Origin of the sequence: Ruthenibacterium lactatiformans, from assembly GCF_000949455.1 — a bacterium.
GTDB lineage: Bacteria > Bacillota > Clostridia > Oscillospirales > Ruminococcaceae > Ruthenibacterium > Ruthenibacterium lactatiformans.
Map to the genome: position 1 here is coordinate 240,296 of NZ_JXXK01000001.1, position 19,701 is coordinate 259,996.

Here is a 19,701-nt window from a genome sequence, read left to right on the forward strand (position 1 = left end):
AAGAGAGATATCAATTTTGTTTTTGTACAGCCATACGCTTTCTTTCCGAACGATTTTTTGTTATACTGATAATTGTATGGGAACAGCACACCCAAAAGGAGTAATCATTTATGAAGGTAGCTATTTTTACAGAGACCTACTTCCCCTTCATCAGCGGCGTCGTGACGCATATCAAGACGTTGAAGGAGAGCCTGGAGCACGCAGGGCATGAGGTGCTCATCGTCACCACCAGCCCCAAGGCCGTATGCCATTATGTTAAGGATGGTGTTTTGTACTGCCCCGCCATCCCCCTCAAACGCATTTACGGGTATGGACTGTCCAACCCTGTCAACATCCAGCGCCTGCGCATCATTCAGGATTTTGACCCGGACATCATTCATATCCACACCGAGTTCAGCATGGGTATCTTTGCGCAGTTTGCCGCGCGCAAGCTGAAAAAGCCCATCGTCTACACACTGCACACGATGTATGACGATTACATGTTCTATGTCGCGCCGGAACGGTTCCAGAACATGGTCAAGCCGGCCGCTCATGTTTATTTCCGCAAAGTGGCCAACAAGGCCACTGAGATCATCGGCCCGTCTCTGAAGGTAGTGGAGTTCCTGCGCCGGTGCGGCGTAGAGCGGCACATCAATATTATCCCAAATACAGTGGATCTTTCCGACTTTATGCCCGAAAACGTCTCGCGCGACGACGTTGCCGCCATCCGGACAAAACTGGGCATCCGTGACGGGGATACGGCCATGTGTTTTGTGGGCCGTCTGGGCAAGGAAAAAAGCATCGACGTGCTGGTGGAGTTTTTTGCCGCGCATTTCCGCGGGGACGACGCTTACAAGCTGTTCATCATAGGAGACGGCCCGGAAAAGGAAAATCTGGAACGGCAGATCGTCCGTCTGGGCGTAGGTGCTCAGGTTCGTTTGCTTGGCCGCATTGAGCACCAGTTCCTGCCGCCCTATTACCATGCATGCGACCTTTTCACCACCGCTTCATTGTCCGAAATGAATTCCATTTCCATGCTGGAGGCTATGGCCAGTGGACTGTACGTGATCCAGCGGCTGGACATCTACAACAAAAACCAGATCACCCCCGGCGAAAACGGCAACGTCTTTAACACGGCGGAGGAAATGGCTGCGCTGCTGCGCGAGGAAGCCGCTCTTACGCCTGAGCAGCGCGCACTGCGCCGCCAAAAGGTAACAGCGTTTACGCAGCGCTACGGCGAAAAAGAGTTCATCCGTGCGGTGCTCAACGTATATGAGCGCGCAATGGCCGAATATAAGGCCAAGATGAAGATAAAAGCAAAAGCAAAAAGCAAAGGAGTCAGATAATCATGCAGCATTATGACGTTGCGATCATCGGAGGCGGCATCGGCGGACTGATGAGCGCTTACGAGCTTGCCACAAAAGCGCCTGGGGCAAAGGTCGTTCTGTTCGAGAAAGGACACGACATCGAAAAGCGGGCATGCCCCATCGTCACCGGAAAAGCCCCTACCTGTATCAAATGCCCCTCCTGCGCCATTATGGAGGGCCTTGCCGGAGCAGGTGCTTTTTCCGACGGCAAATACGTCATTTCCACAGAATACGGCGGCTGGCTGCCGGATTTTCTGCCTCCCGAACAGGTTTTGGATTACATCGAGCAGGCAGACGGTATTTTGCAGCACTTCGGCGCGCCTGCAGAGCGCTTCATGCCCAACAACGAGCTGAAGAAAAAATGCCTGGAGTATGACCTGCATATGGCGCAGGCCCAGCTCAAGCATCTGGGAACGGACGCCAATTTCGAAACCATGCGAAAAATGGCGGCTTTTCTGAAGGAACATGTAACCATTCTGACGGATACCGACGTGACCGATGTGGACAAAGCCGCTCATACTGTGCATTATGAAGGCAAAGGCGTACAGGACAGCGTCACGGCGGAGCATATCATTTTTGCCGTCGGCCGTGTGGGCAGCCGCTTTTTTGCCAAATGGTGTTCTCAAAACGGTATTCCGCTGAAAAACAACCAGGTGGATATCGGTGTTCGCGTCGAGCTTCCCAGCATGGTATGGGATGATTTTTCCCATAAGATCTACGAGCCAAAAATCTGGTACCGTTCCAAGCAGTACGGAGACGTCACGCGCATGTTCTGCTTCAACGAGCGCGGGCAGGTGGTTATGGAAAACACCTCCGGAGTTCTCACGGTCAATGGCCACGCCTATGTGGATGAAGCCAAAAAGAGCCAGAATTCCAACTTTGCGCTGCTTTCTACCATCCGGTTTACCGAGCCGTTCAAGGAACCTATCGAATATGCCCGCAGCGTCGCAGGGCTTGCAAACCTCATCAGCGGCGGCAGCGTGCTGGTGCAGCGCCTCGGCGACCTGATGGCCGGACGCCGCACAGATGAAAAAAGGCTGGCCCAGAGCACCGTGCGTCCTACACTGAATGCAGTCGCCGGAGATCTGAGCCTTTGCCTGCCCAAACGTCAGTTGGACAACATTGTGGAAACGCTGGCCGCGCTGGACAAGATCGCGCCGGGTACGATGAATTACGACACGCTGCTTTACGGTGTGGAATGCAAATACTATTCCGCCCGTCCCGACTGCACCGATTTTGAACTGGATGGCTGCGAAAAGATCTATGCTGTGGGCGACGGCACCGGCTTCACCCGCTCGCTCAGCCAGGCGGCCGCCCACGGCCTGTATGTGGCAGATAAGATCCTGCGGGATTAAGCCTTTCCCGGCCCCTAAAAGAAAAGCGGCCGCCCCGGAGTATTCCGGGGCGGTTTTTTGTTTTTAGCACAGACGCATGCGCAGGGCCTTTACACGGGCTTCAGCTCTGATGAAAAGTCCACCGTTGCAATGTCGTACAGTGTCCCCGTACGAAGCAGCGCTTCGCAGGCTGCGGTATCATACAGCTTCAGCCACCATGCATAATGGAACGTATCGTTTCCCCTGGCAAATGTCGCTTGGTTGAGCATCTCGGCTTCCCGGTTCAGGTAAGCGTTGATCTCCCGTGTCATTTCCGCTTCTTCTTTGTCCGCAACGGGGGCTCCGTCTACCGTTACATCGTCCAGCTTTCCGGTCAGACACACTTCAAGATGCGGTGCGCCGCCTGCAGTGGAAGCTGTATGCGTAAGCCGCAGCTGCTGTGTCCGGAATGATACGACCCGTCCCTCGATCTGTGTGTTCACTGTAAGCTGCCGTGCCTTCCCATTCAGCAGAAGAAACATCTGCATTGCAGCGTCCTCCAAAACAGCATAGGGTGCGCCGCTGCGAAACAGCACCATTTGCCGGACCCCGCGAAACTCCTTCTCTTCTTTGGAAAATGAAAACACGGGAAGATATCCGTCCAGACCGCCTGTTCCCGAAAGATTGATCTCAAAAATGCTTTGCGTACGATCCTGCTCATCGGCTCCCATTCCGATCAGCCGTTCGCCTTCTCTCACTACATCGCTGATCACGTCCTCGCATTCAGACAGCTCTTCCGCCGTCAGCGGCGTTAAAAACGCAGCAAGATTTGGACGCGCGGCGTTTTCGTCTGCAAAATAAGAAAGGTACGGCGTTACATTGCGCGCGGCGCCGGGCCCCAAAAGCAAAATCTCATTCTGGGCATAAAACGGTTTTTTGTTTTGCTGCTGTTCCGCCTTGTACAGAGCTTCTTCAATGCTCTTTCCCTGCGCCGTATAAATTTTAGCCTGCCCTTCCACCGAGGCCGTATCAGAATTCGGCGCACAGGTGAACACCACCAGTCCAGCCTGCACCTGCCCGCCGGACTCGTCCAGGTACACCATCTTCACAATGGCGCGTTCCCCCAGACTGCGGCTTTGCTTACAGCCGCACAGCAGCATCAAAAGCAGTGTCAACGCAATTATTTTATACGCGTTTTTTTGCATAGAAGCCCTCCATTACACAGCCGTACACCACCGTACATGCCAGCAGCACGGCCGTACCTGCCGTGAGTACCGCGCGCAGCGTCTCAGGCGGCGCGCCCGCACATACGGCCAGCAGCACGGCAAGCAATCCCACAGCATATCCGCAGGTTTTGCCTCCGCGCTGGCTATGGGGCAGCAGCGGTGTAAGGGCGCTCTGCACGCCGTAGGCGAGCGCTGCTACCTTACACAGCTCCGCCAGCATCCACGCAGCAATGTGCAGAGCATCCAGACGGCGGAATACAGAAATGCTGCCCAGACGTGAAAGCGTATGGATGGTCTGCTGCTGCAGCTGCGCTTTCATACCCAAAACCGCCTCGGAGCAGAACGTCAGTCCGATATAAAATACGCACAGCAGCGCCAGCGTTTTGAGCAGCGGCCGGCGCTTCTCCCGGTTTGCATGCAGGCTCAGCAGACAGAACAACGGCAATTCCGGCGGCAGCGTAAAACCGCGCGCGGCCGTCCGCAAAACCTCTGGAAAATCAAATGGCTGAAAGGTAAGGTTCGACAGATGCATGCCGCCCAGGTTGGAGACCAGCATCAGTGCCATAGAGAGTAAAAAGAGGCCTGCGGCCAGACCGAGCACACGTACGATGCTTTCCAGCCCGCACCGCAGCGCATAAAACACCACAAGAAGAAACAGCCCGTATACCAACAGCTGCGGCATCGGCTCGTCGCTCACATAGCGAAAAAACGCCTCGGAACGCACCATCGCTGCCGCTCCCCCGGCGGCGAACAGCACCGCCGAAAGCGTGAGCAGCGCCTTGGACCCAAACGTAACACCGCCCTTCAGCGTGGTGAAGGCTTCGCGCCGCAGCAACCCCAGCACGGGCAGAAGCAGTATGCTGACCACAGCCGTGTTGAGGACAGCGGCCAAAATCGCAATCTGCGCGCCCGCCGAGCCTCCGGAGGTAAATGGGCGCACAGCCATATCCACCGCCAATGAGAGGAACACCAGTGTACAGAGCTGTTTTGCGCTCACTGTTGTATGCTCGTTCATTGCGTCTCCCCCGTTTCCTTTCCGGGCAGCTGGTCAATGGAAAAATCTGCCCGCGCCAGCGTATGCCAGTTGCGCCGCAGCAGGCCGTCCCTCCAAAATGCACTGCTGCCCGGCGCGATGGGCGCTGTATACGGGATACCGAAAGAATTCATACCGCACATCCCCAGCAGCATACAAAACAGCAGCGTAACGATACCCAAAGGCCCCAGGAGGCCGCCGGCCAATATATACAGGATGCGCAGCACTGTGATCGGCTCGTACAGCGATGGCACTACAAAGGTGCAAATCGCTGTCATTGCGGCCACGATGACCACAGGTGTGCCCACAATGCCTGCGCTGACGGCAGCATCCCCTACGATGAGCGCCGCCACAAGGCTCACCGAATGGCCGATGGGCTTGGGCAGACGCAGCCCTGCCTCCCGCACGATCTCCAGCAGAAAATTGACAAACAGTGCTTCCATAAACAGCGGCAGCGGCGTGGCAAGCTCCGCAGACGCAACTTTGTACAGCAGTTCCGGCGGCAGCAGCTCCGGCGTGAAATTCGCAACGGACACGAATACGCCCGGCAGCATCACCGCGATGAGGAACGCAGAGTATTTCAGAATGCGGATAAGCGATGCAAAGTATGCTTTTTCGGAATAGTCGTCCATGCTCTGAAAATTCTCATTGAAAAAATAAGGCACGATCATAGCGAAAGGGCTTCCATTCGCCATGATAATGATTTTCCCCTCGCAGATTTTTGCGCAGGCAGTATCCGGCCGTTCCGTGTATCCTACCGATTGAAAAAATGAAAATCGGCTTTTCTGCAAAAACGCCGCCAGATAACCGGTATCGAACAAAAACGGCAGCTTAACCGATTCCAGCCTGCGCTTCACAGTGGAAAGCATCTGCTTCGGGACAAGCTGTGTGTTGTATAAAAGCGCAATTTCCGTTTTGGTATGTTCCCCCACAGTCATTGTTTCCACCATCAGCTCACCGCTGCGTATCAGACGCCGCATCAAGCTGATGTTCACACGAAGCGGTTCTGTAAAGCCTTCCCGCGAGCCACGGACATTCCCTTCCCCGCTTGGCTCCTGCACCGAGCGGAACTGCATGCTCTGTGTAGAAAGAACCAGCCCCCGTGCTACGCCGTCGATCAGAATGACACTGGTGCCCGCCGTCAGCTGCGCACGCGCATCTTCCACACAGACAACGCTTTTGCTCTCCAGCGGAATGGCCGTCTGCTTGAGGATATAGTCAAACAGCTCTTCCGGAGTCTCCGGCTGAACGTCCGGCTTACTCAAAACGTCGAGCATCATGATCCAGAGCCGCTCTATACTGGAAAGCCCCTCAAACATGCAAATACAGGCCGGATATCCCATCAGTGTGATATCCTTTGTATAAAAATCCGTCGCTGTGCCGAACAGTCCCTTGAGCGCGAGCTTGTTGTCCAAAAGGCTTGTCGTTAATGTCTGTTCCAAATGCATCCCCTCCCGTGCCCTTAGTATGGCGGGAGCAGGATAAATTTAGTCAAACCGGGCAACATTCAATAACAGCGGCCCGCTGTGGGCCAATACATTGAAAAGGAGTCCGCCATGGCAATCCTGCTGTTCCGCACCTTGCTCGTTTATGTGCTCATTATCGGCGCAATGCGCCTGATGGGCAAAAAACAGCTCGGCGAGCTGCAGCCCTCCGAGCTTGTTTCCACAATTTTGATTTCCAATCTTGCTTCTATCTCAATTGAATCGCCGGAGCTCCCGCTCATCGGAAGCGTGGTTCCCGTGTTCATCATTGTCGCAACGGAAATACTCCTGTCCGCGCTGTGTGTGCGGTCCCGCCGCGCTGCAAAGCTGGTCTCCGGCAGCCCGCGCGTCATCATCCGGAACGGCGTGATCGACCAAGCCACTTTGTTCGATCTGCGCTTTACCGTGGACGACCTGCTGGAAGCGCTGCGGGGCAAGGACGTATTTGAGCTTTCAGATGTCGCTTTCGCCATTGTGGAAACCAATGGAAGCGTGAGCGTGCTGAAAAAGTTTCCGCGCGATACGCCCTGCAACGAAGACCTTCACATTGAACCGCCCACGGCAAAGCAACCGTCGCTTCCTTTGCTGGTGGACGGCGAGCTGAATCCCGTCAATATGCGGCTTTACTCTGTGGATGCGGACTGGATAGACGCTCAGTGCCGCAATGCGGGGCTCGCACGGAAGGACGTGCTTTTATTTTTGTGCAACGACGCCAAAGAGACGAGTATCGTAAAAAAAGAAAGCCGGTAAAAACCGGCTTTCCGCATCGTTTTTAAGGAGATGTTTTCATGCGCAGGATACGCATTGCGATCTTTATTCTGCTGCTTGCCGCAGCGCTTTCGGCCGCCAGCCACTTTGCAGTTTTTCGTGTAACACGATCTGTCCAGGCCCAGCTTTCCGGGATACGCGAAGCCGCAGGCGCGCAGAATTACGAAAACGCCGCACACCAAATCGACGCATTGCTGGAATACTATGAAACACGCCAGCATCTGCTGGAATTCTTCATCCGGCGTGAAACCGTTACATCCGCTTCAGTCAGCCTGCATGGCCTGTCAGCCTATGCGAACGGCGAAACCATACAGGACCTGTTCAGCGAGATCGACAAAGCAAGCGAGCAGATCCATGCCATGGAGCATTTATTTTTCAGCATCTTCTGACGCGGTGTCACGTCCCTGTGTGGCACGCTTATTCAGCAGGTCCTTCAATTCGTCCATAAAGGTGTTGATATCTCCGAACTGGCGATATACCGACGCAAAGCGCACATAAGCTACTTCGTCGATATTTTTCAGCTCCTGCATGGCAAGTTCGCCCACATGAATGGACGTGATCTCCCGCTCGTAGGAATTGAGCAGCGCCTGTTCGATATTGTCCACGGCGTCCTCCAGCATCTGATACGACACCGGCCGCTTTTCGCAGGCCCGCATCATCCCGTTCAGCAGCTTCTGACGGTTGAACGCTTCGCGCGACTTATCCTTTTTCACCACCATAAGAGGCACGGTCTCCACGATCTCGTAGGTGGTGAACCTTTTTTGACATACAAGACACTCCCGGCGGCGGCGGATGCGTTCTCCGTCGTCAGCCGGCCGGGAATCGATCACTTTGGAGTCTATCTCACCGCAATAAGGACATTTCATGGGCACTGCTCCTTTTCCGAGCCGGATGCTACGGAGCATCCGGCATAAATTTTGTTCACCATCGCCGCAGAAGCCAGCAGCTCATCCATTGAGGAAAAACCGCTTCGGTACAGCTCGATGATGATGTCTCCCGCAAAACCGCCGCGCCTGAGTTCCCTGAAAAACGGTTCAAGTGCCAAGCCGCCCGTACCCGGCGCTGTACAGTCGTTTTGCTGTGTATAATCGCTCAAATGGACATGCGCGATTTTTCCGCGCATCGCATCCAGCATTTCCTCCAACTGCACTCCGGCACGCCGCTGCTGCTTTACATCCAGAACAAATGAGACATCGTCCCCCGTATATTCCCGCATTTGACGCACATATTCCGGCAGGCCGCATTTGCAGCGCACCACGTTTTCCTGACAGAAATCAACGCCATATTCCCGCGCTGTCCTGCGCAGCAGCAGATAATTTTCGCAATGCCTTTGAAACGGAAACGGCGTCTGCCTGTAATCGCCGTGGAACACCACGCGTGGGATTCCCAACACACGGCATATCTCAAAATAACGCCGATAGATACGCAGGCCGTCCTCCAACCTGCCGCCGTATTCAGAAGCGAAGAAAAATGTTTCCATCCCCGACGTAAAGGGGTGCAGAGCGGCGGCGCGCATGCCCGCATCCTGAAGGACCGACCGCAGGCGCTCCGTATAAGAAAGCTCCAGTTCACTGAATGTGTTGAGAAAAATCTCCACCGTTTCCACGCCTGCGCCGCGCAGTGCGGACAGCGCCTCTGCTGTTTCCTGCGGGTAAAAGCAGGAAGTGGATATTCCGCACTGCATGGTCAAAACACCTCGCTTGATTGCTCTTATTATGGCACAGTCCCGGCCTTTTTGCAAGCAAAAAGCGGACGCATCCAAGATACGTCCGCTTGGTATTCCCTATTCAGGCCTTTTTCTTGCGGGGCTTCGCTTTTTTGTGCAATTCCCATTCCACCCACAGCGGGCCGGCAATACAGATTGTGCTGTAAACACCGGAGATCATGCCAATGATGAGCGGGAACGCAAATGTAAAGATACTGTCCAACCCGAACACCACAGACACGACGCATACAGTACCCAACGCCAGCAGCGTGGAAATGGTCGTATTGATGGAGCGGCGCAGGCTCTGATTGATGCTGTTGTTCACAAGCGTGGCAAAATCCATCGAATTACCGTACAACTGGCGGTTCTCACGCACACGGTCATAAATAACGACTGTATCATTGATGGAATAACCCAAGATCGTGAGCAGTGCCGCAATAAAGTTCCCGTTGAGGGGGATGCGCATGACGACGAACACGCCATATACCACGATCAGGTCATGCACCAGAGCCACAACAGCCATGCTGCCCGCAGGCCAGCCGCCGATTTTCTTAAAGCGGACGGCGATGTAGACCAAGATCAACAGCGAAGCCGCCACAACGGCCACGATGCTCTTGGCAAAGAACTCCTTACCGATGGTCGGGTCCACATTATTCAGCGAAAGCTGGCGAAAGCTGTTATCCGAATAGTTTTCTTCCAGCCTGACACTCAAGGCTTCCACTGTGGCGGTTTCCACCGTCTGTGTGCCCGGCATGGAAATCGTCAGCGTCTGTGCGTCGGACGCAATGCTGCTGCCGGTCTGTAGCGTTACGTTGCTACCCAGCGTACTTTCAATATCCTTTTGCACCGCAGAGATATCCAGCTCACCCGTATAGCTGTAGGTAAGCATCGCGCCGCCTTTGAACTGGATATCCATTTCAACGCCGAAAATCACGCTGAACAGAAGAATGAATACGATTAGCACGGCGGAAAAGATGAAGAACTTTTTGCGGTTCCCAACGATGTCATACTGTTTTTTCATTCTTTACCCCTCCATACAAAACCGGGTTGCGCATGCATTTCAGCTTGGAGATGCCCTTCAGCATCACGCGCGTGCAGATAACGCCGAACACAAAGTTCAGCAGCACGCCCACCAGCAGCGTATACCCGAAGGAATAGATCGTGCCCGCCGTAGAGGGGCCGAAGGCAAAGAAGATCGGCTTGAGCATCCTGGCGAAAAAGCCGTCTGTGGGGCCAAACGCACCCATCAGCATCACCGCGACGATGATGACCGTGACGTTGCCGTCGATGACCGGCGCAAGGCCGCGGTCGAAGCCGGCGCGGATGGCGCCGTCGATGCTCTTGCCGGAGCGGATCTCCTCCTTGATGCGCTCGGCGGCGATGACGTTGGCGTCAACACCCATACCGATGGCAAGGATGATGCCCGCGATGCCCGGCAGCGTCAGCGTGAAGCTGTTGAGCACAGAGAAATAGCCGGATACGAATGCCAGCGTCATGGCCGTCTGCCCCAACAGCGCAATAACCGCCACCGCGCCGGGCAGACGGTAATTCGCAATCATGAACAGCGCCACCAGCACGAACGCGACCACGCCTGCGATCACCATGGCCTGCAGCGAGTTTGCTCCCAGGCTGGGGCTGATCGTGCTGTAATTCTCGGCCGTAAGCGCAAACGGCAGCGCGCCGGAATTGATCTTGTTTGCCAGAGAGATGGCTTCGTCGCGCGTCTTGTCATCCGAACCGTTCAGTGTGATCATGGCGTTTCCGTCCGTGATTGCAGAGTTAACGGTGGGATAAGAGATCATCGTGTCGTCCATCCAGATAGAGATGGTTCCCTTGGACTCCGAAAGGCGCGTGGTGGCCTCGGCAAAGCTCTCTTTGCCGGAATCGTTGAGTTCCAGCGAAACATAATACTGGCCGTATGTAGCGCTGTTCGCATTGTTGTCCACGGCAGCGGTCGCGCTTTTGATGTCCTTGCCCTCAAGGATGATGTTCTCCGCCGTCACACCTGTGGGCTTGCCCTCGCTGTCCACTTCTTTACCCTCGCGGAACGTGAGCACCGCAGTGGCGCCGATCTCCTGGATCGCGGACTCGGGGTTGAAATCCGTCTCACCTTCCTTCCACGGGAAACGAACGATGATACGGTCCTTATTGTAATCCGTATACACTTCGTTGTCCGTGATGTTCAGGTTCACAAGGCGCTGCTGGATGACGGACTCCGCCGCGGCCATCTGCTCGTCCGTTGCGTCGTAGCCGTCGGCCGGCATGAACGTCACGTCCACGCCGCCTCGGATGTCGATGCCGAAGCGGATGTCCTGCGCGCCCTTCACCCAAATTTTTGTTGTGTCGCCATACTGCGTGCTGATGCCCAGGAACGCGGTAAACGCGAACACGACGATCAGGACCGCAACAACAAAAAATTGCCAGGGTTTCCCTTTTGTCTTCATGGTGTTCCTCCAGAAATGAAATTATCTATCCTACCACGGCGCGGGCCCAGGCGCAAAGCGCCGGGACATCACTGCCGCTGCAATAGCTTTTCCAGCGTGGCGATACGCACACACACGCACAACAGCCGGGAAGCTGTCTCCAGCTCATCCAGCGGCGGGAACGTGGGCGCGATACGGATGTTGCTGTCCTGCGGGTCCACGCCGTAAGGATAAGCGGCCCCGGCATCCGTCAGCACAACGCCTGCTTCCCTGCACAGCTGGACCGTACGTTTGGCACATCCGCCGAGCGTATACAGGCTGAGGAAATAACCTCCGTTGGGCTTTGTCCAGCGGGCAATACTTCCACAGCCGGAGAGGCCCTCGTCCAATATCGCGAGCACGGCCCTGAACTTCGGTTCCAGAAGCGCACGGTGCTTTTCCATATGGGCGGCCAAACCATCCATATCCTTCAGAAAACGTATATGACGAACTTGGTTCAGCTTATCAAAGCTGATGATCATCGGGAACATGTTTTTAAGGATATAGTCGATGTTGCGGCGGCTGGCGGCCATTGCAGCTACGCCTGCGCCCGGGAATGTCACCTTGCTCAGTGAACAGAACATCAAGGCACGGTCCTCATGGCCGGCCTTGCGGCATTCTTCCAGCATGTTCAAGATCACGTCATGGGTATCGGTCAAATGATGCACGCAGTATGCATTGTCCCACATGATCTTGAAATCAGGCGCGGCGGTTTTCATCGCGGCCAGCCGGCGCACGGTTTCATCACTGTAACTGTATCCGTCCGGATTGGAATACAGCGGCACGCACCAGATTCCCTTTACCGCCTCATCCTTCACAAGCGCTTCCACACAGTCCATATCCGGCCCTGTGGGAAGCATGGGAACGGCGATAAGCTCAAATCCGAAATATTCCGTCACACGGAAGTGACGGTCGTAGCCCGGCGCAGGGCACAAAAATTTAGGCCTGCCGCACGCATTCCACGCGGCAGGGCTATCGGCAAAGCCCAGGCGCCATCCTAGGTCGATCAGGTAATACATCATATTCAGGCTGGAGTTTCCGCCCACGATCACCTCATCCGGCTGTGCGCCCAGAATATCGGCAAAAAAGCGGCGTGCCTCCGGCATGCCTTCCAGGTTGCCGTAATTGCGCGAATCGATCCCCGTCTCACCTTTGTAATCCGTGATGGTAAGCAGGTCCATCGAAAGATCCAACTGGTCCGGCGCGGGTTTCCCGCGTGACATATCAAGCTTCAAACCTTTCGCCGCATACTCCTCATAAATCTTGCGCAGGCTGTCCAGTTCCTGCGCGCACTGCCGGCTGTCCATAGCAAAATAATCTGCCATGTTTCTTTTCCCCTCTCTCATCCATTTCCCTCATGCGATACTTCCCGGAGCGTCCCCAAAGCCGGAACGCTTCAACTGTGCGGCACGTCAAAAAAGCAGGCCGGCACAAGATATTATTATAATATAAACGGCGCAATTGTACAAGTTGAAACGCAATTTTCCCTCCATTTTACGCAAAAAAGTTACAGCGCGCAACGCGCGCTGTAACTTTTCGGGGTGTTTTCTTTTAAAATCAGATGCGCTCCACGCCGAGTGTGACTGATTCTCCGTTGACGTCCCACTCCTTGGTGTAGCCTGCGAGGCTTCCTGTGCACACCGCATCCGCCAGAATATCGCTGCCTACCTGCGCGCTGTTTGCTGCGAGCAGCGCCTCGATCTTTCGGTTGCCGGAGGCATAGGCCCGGATATGGTCTTCCACATGAAAGCCCGCTTCCTTGCGCATGGTTTGGAATTTGCTCACAAGCTCACGCACAAAGCCCTCTTCGATGAGCGCTTCCGTCAGCTCCGTATCAATGGCCACCGTCACGCCGCCGTCCTCAACGGTGAAGTACCGGTCAGACTGCGTCATCTCGATGAGCAGGTCCTCCGGCGCCAGTTCAACGGCTCCCCCCTGCAGTTCCAGACGGAGCACGCCGTTTGCATCCAGTTCTTTTTTTGCTGCACTGCCGTCAAGCTCCATCAGCGCGGTGCGGATCTCGCCCAGGCGCTTGCCGTATTTGGGGCCCAGCGTCTTGAGCTGGGGCTTGAAGCTGTACGAGGTAAACGCGGAAACGTCCTGCGTGAAGGTCACGGCCTTAATGTTCAGCTCATCCTCGATGATCTCTTTGTAGAAATCTCCCAGCTCCTCCTCCGCTTTCACAAACATCTGCGCCAGAGGCTGGCGGTTCTTACGGTTTGAACCGTTGCGCGCCGCCCGGCCCAGCACCACGATTTTGAGCACAAGGTCCATATCCCGCTCCAGCTGCGCGTCGATGCGGCGCTCGTCCGCTTCGGGGAAACCGCACAAGTGAACGCTCTCCGGCGCGCCCTTATCCAGGCTGCGCACCAGATTTTGGTAGATGCTCTCCGCCATGAAAGGGATCATGGGCGCGGCAGCCTTGCTTGTGGTCACAAGAGCGGTGTACAGCGTCATATAGGCGTTGATCTTATCCTGCGGCATGTCTTTGCCCCAGAACCGTTCGCGGCTGCGGCGCACGTACCAGTTGCTCAGATCATCCACAAACTCCTGCAAGCTGCGCGCCGCCTCGGGAATGGCGTAAGCTGCCAGATTTTCATCCACGGATTTTACCATAGAGTTCATTTTGGACAAGATCCATTTGTCCATCACAGACAATTTGTCGTATTCCAGCGCATATTTCGTAGCGTCGAATGCATCGATGTTGGCATACAGCACATAGAATGCATAGGTGTTCCACAGCGTACCCATCAGCTTGCGCTGGCCTTCCTGCACGCCTTTGTCTGAAAAGCGTTTGGGCAGCCAAGGCGCCCCGTTCGTATAAAAATACCAGCGAATGGCGTCCGCGCCGTACTTCGCCAGCGCCTCGAACGGATCGACCGCGTTGCCCTTGGACTTAGACATCTTCTGGCCGTTTTCGTCCTGTACCAGCCCCGTGACAACGACATTCTTATAGGGCGCCTTGTTGAAAATCAGCGTGGAGATAGCCAGCAGCGAATAGAACCAGCCTCGGGTCTGATCCACGGATTCAGAAATAAAATCCGCCGGAAACTGCTGCTCGAACAACTCCTTGTTTTCAAAGGGATAATGGTGCTGTGCAAAAGGCATGGCGCCCGAATCGAACCAGCAGTCGATGACCTCGGGAACACGTTTCATCTGCTTGCCGCAGTGCGGGCACTTAATGGTGACCGCATCGATATACGGCCGGTGCAGCTCGATTTCGTCCGGGCAATTATCGGACATGGATCTCAGTTCTTCGATGCTGCCGACAGAATGGCGGTGACCGCACTCGCATTCCCAAATATTCAGCGGCGTGCCCCAATAACGGTTGCGGCTGATACCCCAATCCTGCACGTTTTCCAGCCAGTCTCCAAAGCGACCCTTGCCGATGCTCTCCGGCACCCAGTTGACGGTATTGTTGTTGCGGATGAGATCCTGCTTTACCTCCGTCATTTTGATGAACCAGGAATCGCGGGCATAGTAGATGAGCGGTGTGCCGCAGCGCCAGCAGTGCGGATAGCTATGCTCAAATACCGGCGCGCTGAACAGCAGGCCGCGCGTTTCCAGATCCCTGAGCACTTCCTTGTCCGCTTTTTTGCAGAACATACCCGCCCAAGGGGTTTCTTTGGTCATCTCGCCCTTTGCGTCCACAAGCTGCACCAGCGGCAGGCCATATTTACGTCCCACATTCGCATCGTCCTCACCGAAAGCCGGCGCGATATGCACGATGCCCGTGCCGTCCGTCAGCGTGACGTAACCGTCACATACCACATACCAGCACTTTTCCTTCGGCTGTACGAATGCGAACAGCGGCTCGTATTCTTTATATTCCAGATCGCGTCCTGTATAGGCCTCCAGCACCGTATAAGCGCCCTCGCCCAGTACGGTATCCGCCAGAGCCTCCGCCAGATAATAGACGGTGCCGTCCCCGTTCATGCGCACCTTGACATAACGCTCATCCGGGTGTACGCACAGTGCAACATTGGAAGGCAGCGTCCAGGGCGTGGTCGTCCACGCAAGGATGTAAGCGTCTTCATCCTTCACCTTGAATTTGGCGATGGCGGAGCGCTCCTTCACGTCCTTGTACCCTTGTGCCACTTCATGGCTGGACAGCGGCGTCCCGCATCGCGGGCAATAGGGCACGATTTTAAAGCCCTTGTAAAGCAGGCCCTTTTCCCAAATGTTTTTCAGCGCCCACCACTCGGATTCAATGTAGGCGTTATCATAAGTGACATAAGGGTGCTCCATATCCGCCCAAAAACCAACCGTGTGAGAAAAATCCTCCCACATGCCCTTGTATTTCCAAACGCTCTCCTTACACCTCTGGATGAACGGCTCCAGGCCGTATTCCTCGATTTGTTCCTTGCCGTCCAGCCCCAGGAGCTTTTCCACCTCCAGCTCCACAGGCAGGCCGTGCGTGTCCCATCCTGCCTTACGGGGCACCATGCAGCCTTTCATCGCGTGATAACGCGGGATCATATCCTTAAAGGCGCGTGTTTCCACATGGCCGATATGGGGTTTTCCGTTGGCTGTCGGCGGGCCGTCATAAAATGTATATGTCCGGCCGTTTCTGCGCGAGTCGATGCTCTTTTCGAAGATCTGGTTGTCCTCCCAGAACTTCTCCACAGCCTTTTCCCGCTCGATAAAATTCAGATTTGCGGATACCTTGTCATACAACACGTCAAAATCCTCCTGCAGCAAGTTTGCTTTTTTATGAAACCACACACGACGGCGCTTACCGCATGCGTTCCTGCTTTTGAAACGTCTTTCACTGTCAAATACAAAAAAATGCCTCCGTCCTGCGAACAGGACGAAGACATTGCTTCGCGAACCACCTATTGCAGCGTACCAGCATACGCGCTTTCGATAACGGTGAAAAACCGGCATGGCTTACTAGCGGTTCAGCCTGCAGCTCCGGAGGGATATTCGGCAAAGTACTACTTGCACCGGGCTTCCACTCTCCCCGGTTCGCTTTGGCTTTTGCACGGTGCTTACTGTCTCCATCAGCGCCTTTTTCCTTGTACCTTTTATATATAGCACAAGCCCGCGAAAAAGTCAAACAAAACACACCGAAAATCTTTTGCGTGCAGCACCATGCTAGCCGGCGTGACGCGCGTCTTCGGCGCATTCCGCAGACAGCACCGTATAGCCGCCCGCCCGGACAGCTTCTTTCAGCTGTCCCAGATCCGGCTTTTCCTTGCAGTGCACGTTTGCCCGCGCGCCGGCCACGTCCGCCTCAGCCCAGTATCCGTCCATGCGGTTGATGGCATTTTCCACACGGCGCGCGCAATTTGCGCACACCATGCCGTCTATTTTCAGAACAGCATGATAGGGATAATGGCTCCTGTTCCGGTCCGCCACGCGCACCTTTTTTTCTGCCGGCTCCCGTTCGCCGCAGCAGCCGCCGCCCTGCCGCAGTTTCTTTGCATAGGAGCGGATGCCGAAGCACACGCACAATGTCAGCAGAACCAAAACGACCGCAGTCATTATAACGAACCTCCTTTTCCAAAGCAAAGGCCGCCGCAGCGCACGTGCAGCGGCCTTTACGGGCACCCCGGAAGAACCGGAATCAAAACACGGCATCATCAAACATTGATCTTGCCGTTCAGCTTGCCGGAGGCTGCCCCACCGCGCTTATAATCCGCGTTGTATTGATTGGGGCGTACCAGCATGTAGATCAGGAATGCAAGAACCAACAGAGCGGCAACAGTGCCGGCCCCGAACGCAGTCTCGCCTGTGATAAGACCTCCCAACTGATAGGTGATGAGCGAAACAGCATAGGCAAACACACACATGTATCCGATGGCCGCGAGCGTCCATTTCCCGTTGTTCATTTCGCGCTTGATGGCGCCCATAGCGGCGAAGCACGGCGCACACAGCAAATTGAACAGCATAAAGCTGTATGCGGACAGCTGCGTATAATGCAGCGCGACGGCAGACCAGAGATTCGCGTCATCTTCCGCAACTTCTTCGCCCACATGAAACAGCACGCCGAAAGTCGACACCACGTTTTCCTTGGCAATCAGGCCTGTGACGGTAGCCACGGTGGACTGCCAATCACCAAAGCCAAGCGGCGCAAAGATGAAGGACACAGCGCTGCCGACAACAGCAAGCAGGCTGCTGTTGTTGTCCTCCACCATGCCAAAGGAGCCGTCCGTAAAGCCAAAGCCCTGCAGAAACCACAATACAACGGAGGAAGCAAGAATGATGGTGCCTGCGCGTTTAATGAAGCTCCAGCCACGCTCCCATGTGGCATGCAGCACGTTTTTCGCACTTGGCACATGATAAGCGGGCAGTTCCATGACAAAGGGCGCCGGTTCGCCCGCGAAAGGCTTTGTTTTCTTCAGCATAATGCCGCTGATAACAATAGCTGCCACACCAATGAAGTATGCACTTACAGCCACAAGGCCGCTGCCGCCGAACAACGCTCCCGCAAACAGGCCGATGATGGGCATTTTCGCACCGCACGGGATAAAGCAGGTGGTCATAATGGTCATCTTGCGGTCGCGGTCATTTTCAATGGTGCGGGACGCCATAACACCCGGCACGCCGCAGCCGGAGCCGATGAGCATTGGGATGAAGCTCTTTCCCGAGAGGCCGAATTTGCGGAAAACACGGTCCAGAATAAATGCAATGCGGGCCATGTAACCGATGTCCTCCAGAACGGAGAGCATCAGGAACAGTACAAGCATCTGAGGCACAAAGCCCAGCACCGCGCCCACACCGCCGATGATGCCGTCGACGATAAGGCCCGTGAGCCAGCCGGCCACGCCCCAGCCCTCCAACAGCGCGGCCGCTCCGCCCTGCAGCCATTCAGCGGCAAATACATCGTTTGTCCAGTCCGTCAAAAAGCTGCCGAACGGCCCCATGGCGATCCAATAGACCAGATACATGACTACGGCAAAAATCGGCAGCGCCAGAACGCGGTTCGTTACGATACGGTCGATCTTGTCGGAAGCCGTCATGCTGTGTCTGGCCGCCTTCTTTTTCACACAGCGGTCTACAACCTTGCTGATGTATGCATAACGCTGGTTTGTGATGATGCTTTCCGCATCGTCGTCCAGCTCTTTTTCGCAGTCTTTGATATGTGTCTCCAAATGCGTCATCAGACGGCTGCCGAGGTCCAGCTCCGCAGCCACTTTTTCATCGCGCTCAAAAAGCTTGATAGCGTACCAGCGCAGGTTCTGCGCATCCACTTTGTCGGAGATGGATTCTTCGATGTGGGCAATGGCATGCTCCACACTTCCCGTAAACACATGGGGCTGCTCATTGGCCGCGCGGCCCGAGGCGATGGCGATGGCTTTTTCCGCAACCGCCATACTGCCCTCGCCCTTCAAGGCGCTCGTTTCCATCACCGCGCATCCAAGCTCTGCGCCCAGCTTCGCGAGGTCGATTTTGTCTCCGTTTTTGCGCACGATATCAATCATATTCACCGCGATGACCACAGGGATACCCAGCTCCAGCAGCTGTGTGGTAAGGTAAAGATTGCGCTCCACGTTGGTGCCGTCCAAAATGTTGATGATCGCATCCGGTTTTTCTTTCACCAGAAATCCGCGAGCGACCACTTCCTCCAGAGTATAGGGGCTGAGGGAATAAATGCCGGGCAGATCCTGGATGACGACATCCTTATGCCCTTTCAACCGGCCTTCCTTTTTTTCCACGGTAACGCCAGGCCAGTTGCCAACGTACTGATTTGACCCTGTCAGGTCATTGAACATGGTTGTCTTGCCGCAGTTCGGGTTTCCGGCAAGCGCAATGGTGATACTCATTTCTCTGCCTCCTCTTATTCATGAGCCGCCAGCAGTTGTTAGCTTACACTAACCCCTTTGCAAAAACGGACACTCATTCAACCTCGATCATTTCCGCATCAGCCTTGCGTACGCTCAGTTCATATCCGCGCACGTTCAGCTCCATCGGATCACCCAGCGGGGCTACCTTGCGCACATGCAGGTCAACGCCTCTGGTGATTCCCATGTCCATGATACGCCGCTTTACCGGGCCCTCGCCGTACAGTTTTTTCACCCTTACGGTCTCTCCCACCTTTGCGTCCTTCAGTGTTTTCATTTCGGTTCCTCCTTTAAATCATCACACGGTTCGCCAGTGTTCTGTCCAGCGCGATACGGCTTTCCTTCACCTGAAGAATCAGATTTCCCGCAATCTCGCTCACCACCGTGACAGAACCGTCTACTACGAATCCCAACTCCGCCAGATGCTGACGCACTTCGTCCTTGCCGGTAATTTTTCGAATCGTCACCGTTTCGCCCGGTTTTGCCATCGTCAAAGGCATCACTCCCCTTGCCTCCTTCCCAAACGCTGTTCAAGCGCAAAAGTTAGCTTTAACTAACCTCTTTCAACAGCATGAAG

17 protein-coding genes are annotated in these 19,701 nt (G+C 55.1%); 4 read left to right on the forward strand and 13 right to left on the reverse strand.

Annotated features, from left to right (window positions below; all coding sequences use genetic code 11):
- The first annotated feature begins 110 nt into the window (after positions 1 to 110).
- Both TQ39_RS01130 and TQ39_RS01135 read left to right on the forward strand, forming a co-directional pair.
- Positions 111 to 1,325, forward strand: coding sequence for a glycosyltransferase (locus TQ39_RS01130; RefSeq protein WP_050004250.1), 1,215 nt, complete (start codon positions 111 to 113; stop codon positions 1,323 to 1,325).
- A gap of 2 nt (positions 1,326 to 1,327) precedes the next feature.
- A complete protein-coding gene (locus tag TQ39_RS01135) occupies positions 1,328 to 2,701 on the forward strand; it encodes an NAD(P)/FAD-dependent oxidoreductase (protein WP_009325811.1) in 1,374 nt (457 codons plus the stop codon).
- An 89-nt stretch (positions 2,702 to 2,790) separates the two neighbouring features.
- Here TQ39_RS01135 and TQ39_RS01140 read toward each other — a convergent pair whose 3' ends face one another.
- Genes TQ39_RS01140 through TQ39_RS01150 form a run of 3 tightly spaced genes read right to left on the reverse strand, consistent with a single transcriptional unit; the run spans position 2,791 to position 6,360 of the window.
- Complete coding sequence (locus tag TQ39_RS01140) at positions 2,791 to 3,864, reverse strand: Ger(x)C family spore germination protein (RefSeq protein WP_050004251.1); 1,074 nt, start codon at positions 3,862 to 3,864, stop codon at positions 2,791 to 2,793.
- Complete coding sequence (locus tag TQ39_RS01145; protein ID WP_050004252.1) at positions 3,845 to 4,900, reverse strand: GerAB/ArcD/ProY family transporter; 1,056 nt, start codon at positions 4,898 to 4,900, stop codon at positions 3,845 to 3,847. The genes TQ39_RS01140 and TQ39_RS01145 overlap by 20 nt, the downstream gene beginning before the upstream one ends.
- The gene (locus TQ39_RS01150; RefSeq protein WP_009325814.1) at positions 4,897 to 6,360 is read right to left on the reverse strand and encodes a spore germination protein; all 1,464 of its coding nucleotides are present in this window, start codon (positions 6,358 to 6,360) and stop codon (positions 4,897 to 4,899) included. Before TQ39_RS01150 ends, TQ39_RS01145 begins: the two co-directional genes overlap by 4 nt.
- 114 nt (positions 6,361 to 6,474) lie before the next feature.
- Here TQ39_RS01150 and TQ39_RS01155 point away from each other — a divergent pair, with 114 nt between their 5' ends.
- Together TQ39_RS01155 and TQ39_RS01160 are read left to right on the forward strand one after the other, a co-directional pair.
- Positions 6,475 to 7,152: a DUF421 domain-containing protein gene (locus TQ39_RS01155; protein ID WP_009325815.1), complete on the forward strand. Its 678-nt coding sequence runs from the start codon at positions 6,475 to 6,477 to the stop codon at positions 7,150 to 7,152.
- Between the two features lie 38 nt (positions 7,153 to 7,190).
- Entirely contained in the window at positions 7,191 to 7,559 is a 369-nt protein-coding gene (locus TQ39_RS01160) for a DUF4363 family protein (RefSeq protein ID WP_050004254.1), read from the forward strand.
- Here the strand turns inward: TQ39_RS01160 and nrdR are convergent.
- The 10 genes from nrdR to TQ39_RS01210 form a co-directional block, all read right to left on the reverse strand.
- On the reverse strand, positions 7,539 to 8,036 hold the full coding sequence (gene nrdR, locus TQ39_RS01165; protein WP_009325817.1) for a transcriptional regulator NrdR: 498 nt from the start codon (positions 8,034 to 8,036) through the stop codon (positions 7,539 to 7,541). The genes TQ39_RS01160 and nrdR overlap by 21 nt on opposite strands.
- Positions 8,033 to 8,854: a sugar phosphate isomerase/epimerase family protein gene (locus TQ39_RS01170; RefSeq protein ID WP_050004255.1), complete on the reverse strand. Its 822-nt coding sequence runs from the start codon at positions 8,852 to 8,854 to the stop codon at positions 8,033 to 8,035. Before TQ39_RS01170 ends, nrdR begins: the two co-directional genes overlap by 4 nt.
- Positions 8,855 to 8,957: 103 nt before the next feature.
- On the reverse strand, positions 8,958 to 9,896 hold the full coding sequence (secF, locus tag TQ39_RS21535; protein WP_009325819.1) for a protein translocase subunit SecF: 939 nt from the start codon (positions 9,894 to 9,896) through the stop codon (positions 8,958 to 8,960).
- Positions 9,880 to 11,319: a preprotein translocase subunit SecD gene (locus tag TQ39_RS21540; protein WP_009325820.1), complete on the reverse strand. Its 1,440-nt coding sequence runs from the start codon at positions 11,317 to 11,319 to the stop codon at positions 9,880 to 9,882. The genes secF and TQ39_RS21540 overlap by 17 nt, the downstream gene beginning before the upstream one ends.
- A 68-nt stretch (positions 11,320 to 11,387) precedes the next feature.
- Entirely contained in the window at positions 11,388 to 12,662 is a 1,275-nt protein-coding gene (locus tag TQ39_RS01185) for an aspartate aminotransferase type Ic (protein ID WP_050004256.1), read from the reverse strand.
- Between the two features lie 232 nt (positions 12,663 to 12,894).
- The gene (gene ileS / locus TQ39_RS01190) at positions 12,895 to 16,014 is read right to left on the reverse strand and encodes an isoleucine--tRNA ligase (protein WP_050004365.1); all 3,120 of its coding nucleotides are present in this window, start codon (positions 16,012 to 16,014) and stop codon (positions 12,895 to 12,897) included.
- A gap of 420 nt (positions 16,015 to 16,434) precedes the next feature.
- Entirely contained in the window at positions 16,435 to 16,824 is a 390-nt protein-coding gene (locus tag TQ39_RS01195; protein ID WP_009325823.1) for a heavy-metal-associated domain-containing protein, read from the reverse strand.
- 98 nt (positions 16,825 to 16,922) lie between these two features.
- A complete protein-coding gene (gene feoB / locus TQ39_RS01200) occupies positions 16,923 to 19,106 on the reverse strand; it encodes a ferrous iron transport protein B (RefSeq protein WP_009325824.1) in 2,184 nt (727 codons plus the stop codon).
- A gap of 73 nt (positions 19,107 to 19,179) precedes the next feature.
- A complete protein-coding gene (locus TQ39_RS01205) occupies positions 19,180 to 19,401 on the reverse strand; it encodes a FeoA family protein (RefSeq protein ID WP_009325825.1) in 222 nt (73 codons plus the stop codon).
- A 13-nt stretch (positions 19,402 to 19,414) separates the two neighbouring features.
- Complete coding sequence (locus tag TQ39_RS01210; RefSeq protein ID WP_040910281.1) at positions 19,415 to 19,627, reverse strand: FeoA family protein; 213 nt, start codon at positions 19,625 to 19,627, stop codon at positions 19,415 to 19,417.
- Positions 19,628 to 19,701 lie beyond the last annotated feature (74 nt).